Origin of the sequence: Cohnella sp. CFH 77786, assembly GCF_019400745.1 — a bacterium.
Lineage (GTDB): Bacteria > Bacillota > Bacilli > Paenibacillales > Paenibacillaceae > Cohnella.
Genome location: NZ_WJIB01000002.1, coordinates 162,025 through 174,695, shown reverse-complemented (window position 1 = coordinate 174,695; position 12,671 = coordinate 162,025). Strand labels below are relative to the sequence as shown.

Below are 12,671 nucleotides of genomic sequence, written 5' to 3'. Positions count from 1 at the left end.
TTGGCATGATCCGACTTCCCTGCAACAATTAGGGATTAATTGCTTTCACCGTTATGCCCATCTCTTGCTCCTGCTTATGGAACTGTTCATTCTTCTTCGCATCAAGTTCAAGCTGACCGAGTTCCTTGATCTTGCTGATCATCTCATCGTAATTTTTATTAAATGCCGCCTCATCCTTGGACAAGATGATTTTGGAGATCTGCGCTTCCCGATAAAGCTTGATATCTGCCTCAGCCTTCGCCTCTTTGCTGTCGGGCGGGAAGAAGCCTTGCGGCATACCGAGCGGTGTAGCATCATAGAGGGTCGATGCCTTTACAGCCGCCGTACCCACCTTAATAACCATAACATCAAGCGGATCGGTTGGAGGAGGAGTTACGTGGTCGGTCCAGGCCGTGTTGGCAAATTCCCAGAACATGTCAATCCCTGTTTTCGTACGGTCATCTTGATTCTTTTTGCCTTGCTCGGTTCTGACAAAGAGCCCATTCTGCACATTGTAATCCTTGCCTTCAAATCCAAAGAAGAGCAGCGCTTTCCCTTCATCGCTCATCATGAAATCGATCCATTTGGCAATACGTTCCGGATGCTTGGCCGTCTTGGAGATGGAGGTTTGCATCCAGCCTGCATACGGCTCTGACCAACGAGCAGCAACCGGTTTGGTCCCCTGATTCGACTGGATCGGTCCCGGATTGATCCAAATTGGACCGGGATTCCCTTTTTCTTTCATCCCTGTTTGTGCCACATTACCGATAAAGCAGAAGACACGCCCGGACATTACAGCCGCTTTCATAGCCGCATCATCCTGGGTCATCTGAGCCGGATCAAAGTATCCTCCTTTGGCTGCCTTGAACAAGAATTCAATCGCATGCTTCGTTTCAGGAGCAAAAATCCCGTCCCGATAGTTCCCATCCTTGTCCACCCCCATGGCGCCAAAATGATCCGAAAGTGTAGGGAGCGTAGCAGACTGGTACACCTTGCCGTTGATTTGCAGCGGGATGACAGGCGCGCCATCGACCTTCAGGTTCTTGACCTTTTCGAAAGCAGCCAATACGCCGTCCTCGGTTTTAAGATCATCTACCGAAATACCGGCCTCTTTCATGATTTTCTCATTGAACATGGCGTTATTGTTGGTGGAATATTTCTGACTGTCGGCTACAATTTCATTCGCCGCAGGATAGATTTTTTGTAAATCCGGAGAGTTGATATGGCTTGGAATGGCAGCGAAAGCGCCATAGTTTCTAATTATCGATTTCTTTACATCTGCCGGGAAAGACGTCAACAAAGGCGAAGAAGGATTGTACTTCTTCATAAATTCATCCAAATCCCAAATTTTCCCTGAATTGATCAGCTTCTTATGCAATTCGCCATCCGTAATCGTCATGATATCCGGAAGATCCTGCGAAGTAGCGAGCATCAAATTGAGCTTCGTCCCCGCATCCTGCGCCGGAATGTTAAATTCAAACGTAAGCCCTGTCTTCTGGGTAATGACCCCTTCTACGGTATTCGGGTCGGTGCTCCAAGGCTGTGGAGGATTCCAGAAGCTTGCATCCGCAAACCAGGTCAGCTTCACCGGTTCTGCCGGCACTGCCGAATTCGTTGCGGCTGCCGATTCCGCCGGCGATGCGCCATTGCTGCTTTCGTTCTTTTTCGAGGAGCTGCAGCCCGTAAGAGCTACGGCGCCTGCCAGGGCCAATACTGTAAGCACTTTCAACTTCTTAAACTTTGTCATACTTGCTGTTCACCCCTGTGTTGAATGTTGGTTGAGACACCTTTATCTTAACTTGAACTCATGGCGCGCCATATGTTCACGTTTTGTTTTTGGTTTGGTGTAGATTTTTGTCGCAAAGCTCCTTAGCCAGATTCACTTGAACAAGATCGCTGTTTCCGTAGTATTTGTATACGAACAGTTATTTATTAATGGCGAACCGATTCCAAAAACAAAGGATGACCAAAATATGGAACAGAAATGCTGTTGCGCTAGCCGTTTGCCCTTTTGAAGGGTTCTTTGCCAGAATGAATTGGAAAACGGAGCCCGTAAACCCGCGCGGCTCCGTTTTTGTTGTGATGTTACGTTGTGCTGGATTTCATATTCAGCCTTAAAGGAATATCCTTCTGTAGTGGATACTCCCGCCCATTAACACGCACCATTCCTCCCGGCTTATCAGCGAGAACCTCCAGTGCCTCCTGTGTCAGTTCCACGGATACCGTTCCCCCGTTTACCGGAACCGTTCCTTTAATCCATTCCAATCCGCCAAGCTGCGGTTCCACTATAAAGGCATCGTATCCCGCTGCAGTTTGGTTAACGCCAAGATAATAACGTCCCAGCAAATAGATGGGGCTCGCTCCCCAAGCATGACATAAGCTTTTGCCGTAGCGGTCGCCGTACATTTCATATCGATCCAGACCGGTTACTGCAGGATTGTACTCCTCCCAGAAGGTAGTCGCCCCTAATTGAAGCATGCCTCCCCAATAATCCTGGATCTGCTTGGTGACGTCTTCCAAACGGCCGATTTTGCACATGGCCTCCAACTCATAAAATTTAAAATAGGGGGTACTAATTTTCGGTACGGCATCGTTGGAAAGTACGTTCATGATGATGCTCTCCCGCTGCTTCGGATCCGCATAATCCCATAGCAAAGCAAAAATATTGGCATGACGGGTGATGTTACGTTTCCCGGATTCAAAGCTGTCGATATACGCCCCCTTATCTTCGTCCCAATAAAACTTGGCTATCTGTTCCTTAAGTTGATTGTAACGTTCCAAGTAACACGTTTCACCGGCGCCAATCAGATCCCCACAAATCCATGTCGCTTTTAAACTTTCGGCAAAAAGTATTTGTTCCGCACACACAGCACCGGTTTTGTCTATTTCCGCCCAGTCGATGAAAACCCAGTCCCCCTCTCTTCCCCGGATAAAACCGTCCTCATCCGTAAGCGAGATACAATAATCCATCATGGATTTCATCCTGGGATAGATAAAGGAAACGAAATCCAAATCCTTTGTCGCTTGATAATAATCATGGATACTCATGATCCAGTAGAAGGAGTAGTCGAGAATCGTGTTGATATGCTTGGCAATGGGATCCTTGCCACGCAGTGCGATAATGGTCCGCTTGGTAATATCCGTATCGAAATAGAGGTAGTTGTTAATGAAATAGCTTTGGTACGCATCACCGGACCAGACCCAACGATCCCGTTTGATCCCATCCAAGAAGAACTCCCGGCTGTTCAAGTGTAACGTATACTCGGCCATATCCCAGATTCGGTTCACTTCATCATTCGAACAAGTAAAGCTTCCTTTTTTATAGAGGGGTAGATATTCATACAAAGCGGTCAGTTCGAATTGCTCTATCTCCGCTCCCTTGACAAATACATACCTAAATGCCCGGGAGGAGCAGCGATACTTGTCGCTTCCGGCCGGCACAGCATCAATCAGAATACTATGTTCCGTATCCAATGCTTCTTCTAATGATTCACCGTAGAAGATCCGAATATCCTTTGGTGCTTGGATATTCTCGAAAAGTAATGCGGCAAAGGTTTCTTTTCCATAGTCGTATAGAAGACCTTCCTGCCTCTTTTCTATCGATACAGGCAACATTTCCGCATATTGAAACGAGAAAATGTTCGGGTCATCCTCTTTATTCGGGTACAGTTCGTTGCAACCTGCGGGAAGCCATTCGAAGCTGTATTCGTTAGCCTCCCATGACGAATTGCTGGCACTCTGAACTCCATCCACATAGACACAAGGCAGACCGTCCGTACGGGCAACGCAAATTTCAATATTGTGGATTCCGGTTGAAAGAATAATTGGCTTCCGTAAGGCTTGCTTTTTCCCGTCCACCCAAACATGTCCGACACCATGGGCATATACGGTCATTTCTTCAGGAGTGTCGCAGTGCACCTGTTTCCGGAAACGGACATTGTGATAGCAGTCATCCAATCGCCAGAATGCAGGCCATTGATAATTTCGTTCTTCCCTCCGAATATTAAGCAGCAAATGGTGATAGATTTCAAAATCACCCGGATACCAGATCCATACAGAGCCTTTGTTCATCTCGTTCCCATCCTTTCGCAGCCTCTCGCCGTTATCTTACCTTGAACCCTTGACGCGCCATATGCTCACGTTTTGTTTTTGGTTTGGTGTAGATTTTGGCGCGGTTATCTTTTTCGGTGTTGGCTCGGCGTGAGGCCGAAGTGCTTCTTAAACAGCTTGTTGAAATGAAAGTAATCTTTATACCCTACCCGTTCCACGATTTCCTGAATCGACAACGATGAATCGCTCAGCAGCTCCTTAGCCAAACTCAATCTCCTGGCGACCACGTAATCCGAATAATTCGTTCCAGTCTCCTTCTTGATCAAGGCGCTTAAATATCCGAGACTGACGTTGAATTGTCTGGATAACATGCTGAGCGAAATATCTTCCGTATAGCTGGAATCGATGTAATCGATGATTTTCTTCACCGTCTCTTTGGAGAGCTGCATCTCTTCGTCCAACTGCCGTTCGAAGATGACGCCGATCCTTTCGAAGAGCTGCCGAACCGACTCGCAGGACCGCACGATTTGGGAATAGGTCATGTACTCCAAGCCTTGAACAAGATCGCTGTTGCCGTAATATTTGTAGACGAACAAGACGATCTGGTTGTAAACCGCGGAGATTTGGTCGATCGGCATGCTCCGCGTTTCGCATTCCTCGCACAGCTCGTCCAGCCCTTCCCTTATGATGTCCCGTTTATATCCTTTAATGGCCAGCTCAATTTTAAGGACCAGCTTGGTCAACGCCGATGCGTGGTCCGTCGATTTGTATTCGGCGATTCTCTTCTCCTGCAGAAAGGAAGAGCTGGACAGAGCAATATCCGATTCTTGATACAACTTGCCGATGGGCGTCGAGTAAAGCCCGATGCTGCTGATTCCCACGTACTGAGCGCCGGCAAGGCTTCCCGAGATAAAATCGAGCAAGCCGACCGGATTTTTCTGTTCGTCGTAATTGACCAGATACGATCGTTTGTTTTGCCCCGTGCGAAAACTGACCCAATGGATCCCCTTCTGCGCCGCTTGCTCGGCGACGGCATCCCGAGAAGACGAATGCGGATATAAACAGCTGATGAAACGGTAGTGGGGAAACTCGAATTCCATTCCCCGATGGATCATGAAATTGCTGATTTTGATGTTGTTGTCGGGTTCGAGCAATTCGAACAGTTCCTCGAGGTGCAAATCCGGCTCGCGTTGACCTTTATGCAAGTTCTCCAGCTCATTCTTTAGCCGCAGCAAGGTTTCGGTCAGCGTATTTTTGTTGACCTGCTTGAGCAAATAATCGAAGGCCCCGAACTGGATCGCTTTTTGCGCATATTTGAACTCCGCATATCCGCTGATCAGGATGACCTTCGTATGAAGCCCCTGATGACGAATGCTTTCCATCAGCTCTATCCCGTTTAATCCGGGCATGCGGACATCCGAGAGAACGACATCGGGATTCATTTCCTGAATCGCTTCCATCGCCTCGATTCCGTCGTGGACGTCTCCAATAACGAAGTAGCCCAGGCTCTCCCAATCGATTAAGGCGATTAATCCTTTGGCAACCCAAGGCTCATCGTCAACGATCAATACCCTGTACACGATTCGTTCCCTCCTCTACTTCCGCGTTATCATGCGCCGGAATGGCTATCCTGATTATCGTTTCGGCATTTAGCTGACTTTGAATGTCCATCTCCGCCGCATCGCCGTAGAACAGCTTTATTCTTCGATAAATATTGGCAAGCCCTATGCCTTGCTTGTCACCCTTCGCCTCAGGTACGAGCGCATCTGAATTCCTCAGACGTTGCAGCAGCTCCTGCACCTGTTCCTCCTCCATGCCGCAGCCGTTGTCTTGTACGGTATATTGAATCCGGTTGTCTGAGAGCGGTTGTACCGTTAGCCGGACGACGCCTTTGCCTCTTTTTCTCTCCAAGCCGTGAAAGACGGCGTTCTCGACAATCGGCTGCAGCAGCATTTTTAGCGTCTTCCTATCGAGCAAGCCTTCGTCGGCTTCGACTTCCACCTGAATCCTTCCCGCAAATCGGAGCCCGATAATTTGGGCATATTCCTTGACATGCGTAATTTCATCCCGAATCGTCACGAAATCGTTGCCTTTCACCGAGTATCGGAACATATTGGATAAGGAGGCCGATATATCCGCAATCTCCTCGCCCTTATTGTGTAAGGCCAAAGCGCGGATGCATTCCAGCGTATTGTACAAAAAGTGTGGGTTGATCTGATTGCGGAATGCCGATATTTCCATCTGCTTCTTGGCGATTTCGATTTCATATTTTTGTTTTTGCGTAAGCTGGACTTCTTGGCCCAGGGCATCGATTTCGTCCAGCATTTTATTCAAATGGGATGCGAGCACGCCGATTTCGTTATGGTACTCGATGGTGAAGCGCGAATCGCTTCCCATCTTCGAATAAGACCTCATGAAATCCATCAACGCTTTGATCGGCCTCATGATCCGGGAGAAAAATAGCAGCAGAAACAAACCGAGCATGCCGGACATAACCAGGTAGGTCGCGATATTCAGTCTTTGTATCGTATCCAAATCCCGCAGCAGCTCGTCCTTCGGGATAATATTGATTAGCTTCCAACCGGTGTGGGGAAGCGTAACCGACTGCACGATGTACCGTTTATCGTCCTTCCATTCCGCCAAATCAATCGGATCGATATTGGACACGGCTCCTTCGCTCGCCAGAATTTTGTTGTTCTGATCTAGGAGCAGAAAGCGGGAGCTGGGGGTGATCTTCGTATTTTGCAGGATGCTGTTGAAATTGCTTACATCCATGCTGAATACGCATGCTCCCATATAGTCTTGAATCTGGAGGCTCTTCAGGTTATAGATCGGAACGGTGATCGTATAATGGGGACCGTCCGTCGATAATAAGCCGGAATACTCGGTCTTTTGGACCGGAAGCTTAGCGGAATCGCCGATTTCCTTGCCAGCTATGGCCAGCATCGTTCCTTCGTTGTTATAAAGACGTATGCCTCGAATATTTTCTTTCAGCGCCATCGTGTTGGCGAACATCGATGTCAAATCCGGATTCATGAGAACCAGGGTCACCTTATCTTCCACAGTCAACGCGGTTTGAATGGTCGGACTGTAGAGCAGCGATGTCGAGATTTCGCTCATATCCGCATAAAAGCTGGTCATCTTCTCTTCCGCCTGAAGCAGTATTTTATCGACGGAGTCCGTAACCTTTCTCTCGACGATCCGCTTTGCGATTTGGTTCGTAATGATGAATGAAATCAGAAGAATGACCATCATGATCAATATCAGAAACAGGATTTGTCTGATCAAGCTGAGCTTGCGAAATCGGTCCATGGATGGTTTCTTTCCCCGCCTTTATCATTTTTAGCATCAGTATAACCTGAGTGCGTAGGTATAAGAACAGGGGATGATGCGCAATGAACGCTTCATCCCCTTAACCTCTCGCCTTCCAATCCTATTCCGTAGCCAGTATGACGTATCGTTTACCGCATTCTGTACGGAATCCGACACGACCGTTTTCCAGTTCAACCTTATTTACTTCTTGGCCGTCCTGGGTAACCCGGATCGCCCGTTTAACCGACACTTCGCATGTCTGCGTGATGGAGGCAGAGATCTCTGCCTTCGACAAAACCCCGTTCGTCCACTCCAGATCGACCTCGTATCCGCCTCTGCCCCGCAATCCTCTGACATACCCGTTCTTCCAGGAATCGGGCAACGCCGGCAAGAACTCCAGGCATCCCTGATGAGATTGCAGCAGCATCTCGGCGATTCCCGCCGTTGCGGCAAAGTTACCGTCGATCTGGAAAGGAGGATGCGCGTCGAACAAATTGGCGTACACGCCGCCTATGTCCATATTGAGCGGTGCGTCACTCTTCACGAGTGTGAGCAAGTTCGAGATTAACCGTTCCGCGCGATTGCCGTCCTTGAATCTGGCCCATAGGCCGATCTTCCAGCCAAGGCTCCACCCCGTACCTCCGTCTCCTCTGATTTCAAGCGATTTCTTCGCCGCATGGAAGAGGTCGGGTGCAGACTGCTCCGTGATAAACCGCCCGGGGTATATTCCTACAAGATGGGAAACGTGCCGGTGATGCACATCTTCGCCTTCGAAGTCTTGGGACCATTCCTGCAATTGACCTCGCTTGCCGATCTGCAGGGGCAGCAGCCGTTGCTTTGTTTCCTGAAGGTTCCGGGCGAAGTCTTCGTCGATCTTCAACTGCTGTGCCGACAGTATGCAGTTGTCGAATAATTCCGCGATCAGGGACAAATCCATCGTTGTTGCTTCGCTTACGGCATGGCGCTTATCCCCAAACAGAAATTTTTGCTCCGGGGAGGTGGAAGGCGAGGTGATGAAGTGACCGTCCTTATTCTCGATCAGCCAATCCAGACAGAACAACGCCGCTTCCTTCATGATCGGGTATGCTGTATTCCGTAAATAGGCTTCGTCCCCACTAAACGCGTAATGCTCCCACAGATGCTGAGTCAACCATACGCCGCCCATCGGCCAGTACGCCCAAACCGGGTCTCCGTCTCCAAAATCGCCCACCGGCGCCGTTTGTCCCCACAAATCCGAATTATGGTGCGCAACCCATCCCCTTGCGCCATAGTTCGTTTCCGCCGTCTTCTTGCCGTTAACGGCCAGTCTGCCGATGAAATCGATCAACGGCTCGTGCAGCTCCGCCAAATTGCACGTTTCAGCGGGCCAATAGTTCATTTCCGCGTTAATATTCAGCGTATAGTTGCTGCTCCATGGCGCCCTCGTCTCTTCGTTCCATATGCCTTGAAGATTGGCCGGACTGGTTCCCAGGCGCGAGCTGGCAATAAGCAGGTATCGGCCATAATGGAACAACAGCTCCACCAGACCCGGATCGCTGCTGCCGTATTCGGCAATGCGCCGATCCGTAGGCATATCCGAGGGAGCTTTGCTTTCGCCCAGATGCAGGGCAACCCTGCCGAATAGCTTGCCATGATCGTCCAGATGACGATGAAGGACATCCGTATATCCCTTCCCGCATACGGAACGAATCGCTTCGGCGGTCGATTGTCCCGGATCGCGTTCGGGGCTGCTTGCGCCAAGCCCGAAGTCAAAGCTGGTCGCCGCGCTGAAGTACAAAGTCGCAACCGTCGCTCCGATGACATGCAAGCCGTCCGTATCGGCCCGCGCCGTTCCTCCATCTTGTACGACCGCCAGGCGTCCGTGGAATTTCAACCCTTTGGAGGCTACCGGATCGCCATATTGCACAGGATATTCCGCATCGCGGTAACTGGGCTCAACGTGCTCCGGCGCGTGGCCGGATATCGTAAAGTGATCGCCATCCGCTTTCGACGTGTATCGGAGCGGACTGTCCAGCTTGGCCCGGAAGCTCAGGAAGCCCTCCTTGCCCGCCGTTAATCGCACGACAATCGCCTGATCGGGATGCGAGGCGAATATTTCCCGCGTGTAATGAACGCCGCCTACGTTGTAGTCTACGGTCGCAATTCCGGTCGAGAGATCGAGCTTTCGGCTATACCCCCCCCAGCGGCTTACCTGACCGTGTTCCATCACGATGTGCAAATCGCCGAAAGGCAAATAGGATTGCGTATACGGCCCCATCATTTCCTTGCAGAGCCGATCCGCTTCCCCGTACTTTTCTTGCGCGATCAGCTCCCGTACTTTCGGCAACGCTTCTTTCGCCCCCGGATTGTTCCAATCCTTGGGGTAACCGGACCAGAGTGTATCCTCATTCAACGCGATGCGTTCTTTCTCAATCCCTCCGAAGACCATCGCGCCGAGTCTGCCATTGCCGACGGGGAGCGCCTCAACCCAGTAAACGGCGGGCGAGTGAAATTGAATGTTCATCTGATTTTGTCAGCCTCCATGAATCGATTCCCTGTCTATTCCATGTTCAAGCCGTACAGTCCGAACGATTTCAGATTTGCCGGTACTCCCGCCGGCAAATCCGTGAATAAGAGTTTCACATATCGGCAAGCATTAGGCTCAAGAAGTTCCGCGACGGCGTCGATCGCATCATGGTTCTGACGATAATCAAGCAGCGTTTGCCAATGATTTCCGTTGCTCGATCCGATGAGGACAAACTGATAAGTCCCTTTCGTATCAAACTCCAGCTCGATCCGTTTCGGATATTTGACGCCTTCCAGATCCAGCATCCACCATTCTCCGGAGTTGGTGCCGCTGGCTCTCCATGATGTGCTGCGGTCGGCGTTGTTGGCGTTGCTTTTGCCGTGTCCCTTCGCTTCGCTGCTTGCCCGGTTGGGCCGGTGCGTAGCCAGATCGAGCCATTCCGTATCGATGGAGGCCGCACGGACCGTTCCCGTCCGTACTTGAGGGATCGTCATGTCCGGTTCCATACCGCCGTCGTCGCCTGCCGTTGCGATAACGAAGGACGCTCCTTGCAACCCGGGTGCGGTAGCCGCTATGACCGTTTCGCCCGCATAGTAGGAACGAAAAGTAATGGCCCCAAGTCCTTCGATGATGACAAGTCCCGTTTCGGTATCTATGCGTTTTGGATGATAGGAAGGGAATTGACCGGGACCGGATACGACTGTCAGCGTTACATCCGCCGTGGCATCCACGCGGTTCCCGTGTTCGTCCACGAGTTCTATGATGAGCTGCGTATCGTCGGTTCCGTCATTTCTTATCGCGGTACTGCTGCCGACGCCCGGATAAAGCTTGATCCGCTTGGGCGTTCCCGGCTTCGGCCACGCCGGTTCGGCATCGCCGGCAGCAGGCGGCTGGATGCCTAAATAGCCAAGATCGCCGGCATCCGCACCCCCAAGATTCGCTGAATAATTAAACCGGTACCAGTACCAGCTGCGCAGGGGAAGCCGGTAGTAATCGATAATGCCCATGTGCCCCATATCGCCCGCCAGACTGCCATGATGGAAGCCGCACCAAACGGCTTGTCCGCAACGCCACCGGGGCGCGGCATAACGGTAAGGAACGGTCCGGCTCGCCGAAACGTGATCGTAAAACGGACGATATTGGCCAGGCCGGTTCATCACCTGGCTGCCGTATTCGGAGATGACCTGGGGGCACGCCGGCCGATCCGCCTCCGGGTCGTCGACGCGATCATCGCCATCCCATTTCAGATAGAAGCTTCCCCCGTCGCCATTCAGCCCCGCCACATCCGAGAAGTCCGGCCGGTCCAAATCCCACCTTTGGGCGCCGCCTGCCGCCGCTTTGCGTGTCGGATCTTCCTCGTGCGATACTTCCACCATTTTCCGAATGAGACCAATCGCCTTCTCCCTGACGGATTCGTGGCTGAAGAACGGCTCATTGCACATGCTCCAGACGATAATGCTAGGACGGTTCCGGTTGATGCGGATCATTTCGCGCAACTGCTGAATGGCGCTTTGTTCAAAGCCTTGTTGGTGCGCTTCCAGTACCGGATAAGCGCTGCATTTCCCCCAATGTGTCTGCTCCCCCGTGTCGCCGGCCGTTCCGCCGATTCCCCAGAAGGTCGCTTCCGACCAGAACAGAATGCCGTAATGGTCGCAAGCCCGGGCAAAAGCGGGATGATGGGGGTAGTGGCTGCCGCGAATGAAGTTCATACCGGCCTCCTTGATCATTCGAACGTCCCGGTATATGGCTGCTTGGGTAACCGCATCACCCCAGCCGGCTTGATCCTGGTGAACGTTCGCCCCGTTCAAGTACACATGCTTGCCGTTTAAGAAAAATCCTTCGTCAGCGGTCCACTCCATCCACCGGAATCCCATTGTTTCTTCTACAAGATCCTCCACCGCTCCATCCTTGATGATTTCAGTGGTAACATGATACAGATACGGGTCATCAGGGGACCAGAGCCGGGGATTGTCAATCGTCTCGCTTACGGCTTCAATCCGCTGCCTTCCCCAGGCCGGCACAACGGCTGTGCTTTCCAGCTCTATCAGCTTTAAACCCTGATGATCCTTCACAACGGTACGAACCATGGCATGCGCGTCCGAATCCGTATGATTGTCAACCTCCGTTTGCATGCGCACCTGCATCATAACATGATCCTTGCTCGCTTCCAGCAGCGGCGTAGATACAAAAGTACCGTTCCAGGCAATATGAACCGGATTCGTGATCGTTAAGCTCACGTCACGATAGATTCCTCCGGAAAACGTGTGCTCTCCGGCACGTGGAGCAAGCTGTCCGTTCCAATGGTTATTAACTCGAACGGCGATGAGGTTGTCCCCTTGCTTCAGCAGTCGGGTGATATTCAGACTGAATCCCGTATACCCGCCTTCATGCTTCCCGGCAATGGTTCCATTCACGAATATCTCTGCGACCTGAAATACGCCTTCGAATTCCAGACTTATCATTTTGTTCTCCCATTCCGGAACCCACTTGATATGCTTTCGGTACCATCCGTATCCCACGTACCATTCATTCTCCATATAATATGGAATACTGAACGAATGCGGCAATCCAATATGGCACCATGAGGAGTCATCATAATCCGGTTGTTCCGGACCGTTCTCGTGGAATCCTTCCCAGTCTCCGCGAATGAACCTCCATTCCCGATTCAATAGGTTGGATGATCGGATGTTGTTGCATTTCATGATTGTCCCCAGCCCCATCTTTATAACAAAATTATTTTCTAAATGAATTATATAATAACGGATATGCTATATTAAATAATATAATAATACTTAGTATATAACGATATTACGTTTTATTGACA

General features: G+C 50.8%; 6 protein-coding genes. All 6 read right to left on the bottom strand.

Going from position 1 to position 12,671, the window contains the following annotated elements; translation table 11 throughout:
- Nucleotides 1-28 precede the first annotated feature (28 nt).
- The gene (locus GE107_RS03765) at nt 29-1,726 is read right to left on the bottom strand and encodes an extracellular solute-binding protein (RefSeq protein WP_219638156.1); all 1,698 of its coding nucleotides are present in this window, start codon (nt 1,724-1,726) and stop codon (nt 29-31) included.
- 338 nt (nt 1,727-2,064) lie between these two features.
- The gene (locus GE107_RS03760; protein ID WP_219638155.1) at nt 2,065-4,050 is read right to left on the bottom strand and encodes an alpha-L-rhamnosidase-related protein; all 1,986 of its coding nucleotides are present in this window, start codon (nt 4,048-4,050) and stop codon (nt 2,065-2,067) included.
- A gap of 104 nt (nt 4,051-4,154) precedes the next feature.
- Complete coding sequence (locus GE107_RS03755) at nt 4,155-5,609, bottom strand: response regulator transcription factor (RefSeq protein WP_219638154.1); 1,455 nt, start codon at nt 5,607-5,609, stop codon at nt 4,155-4,157.
- Entirely contained in the window at nt 5,587-7,341 is a 1,755-nt protein-coding gene (locus GE107_RS03750; RefSeq protein ID WP_219638153.1) for a cache domain-containing sensor histidine kinase, read from the bottom strand. Before GE107_RS03750 ends, GE107_RS03755 begins: the two co-directional genes overlap by 23 nt.
- Nucleotides 7,342-7,462: 121 nt before the next feature.
- Nucleotides 7,463-9,844, bottom strand: a complete 2,382-nt coding sequence (locus tag GE107_RS03745) for a glycoside hydrolase family 95 protein (protein WP_219638152.1) — start codon at nt 9,842-9,844, stop codon at nt 7,463-7,465.
- Nucleotides 9,845-9,879: 35 nt separating this feature from the next.
- Nucleotides 9,880-12,549, bottom strand: coding sequence for a glycoside hydrolase family 2 protein (locus GE107_RS03740; protein WP_483298233.1), 2,670 nt, complete (start codon nt 12,547-12,549; stop codon nt 9,880-9,882).
- Nucleotides 12,550-12,671: the final 122 nt, after the last annotated feature.

Coding starts and splice junctions, on each gene's coding strand:
- GE107_RS03765 (WP_219638156.1), bottom strand. CDS start 1,726: ATGACAAAGTTTAAGAAGTTGAAAGTGCTTACAGTATTGGCCCTGGCA.
- GE107_RS03760 (WP_219638155.1), bottom strand. CDS start 4,050: ATGAACAAAGGCTCTGTATGGATCTGGTATCCGGGTGATTTTGAAATC.
- GE107_RS03750 (WP_219638153.1), bottom strand. CDS start 7,341: ATGGACCGATTTCGCAAGCTCAGCTTGATCAGACAAATCCTGTTTCTG.
- GE107_RS03745 (WP_219638152.1), bottom strand. CDS start 9,844: ATGAACATTCAATTTCACTCGCCCGCCGTTTACTGGGTTGAGGCGCTC.
- GE107_RS03740 (WP_483298233.1), bottom strand. CDS start 12,549: ATGAAATGCAACAACATCCGATCATCCAACCTATTGAATCGGGAATGG.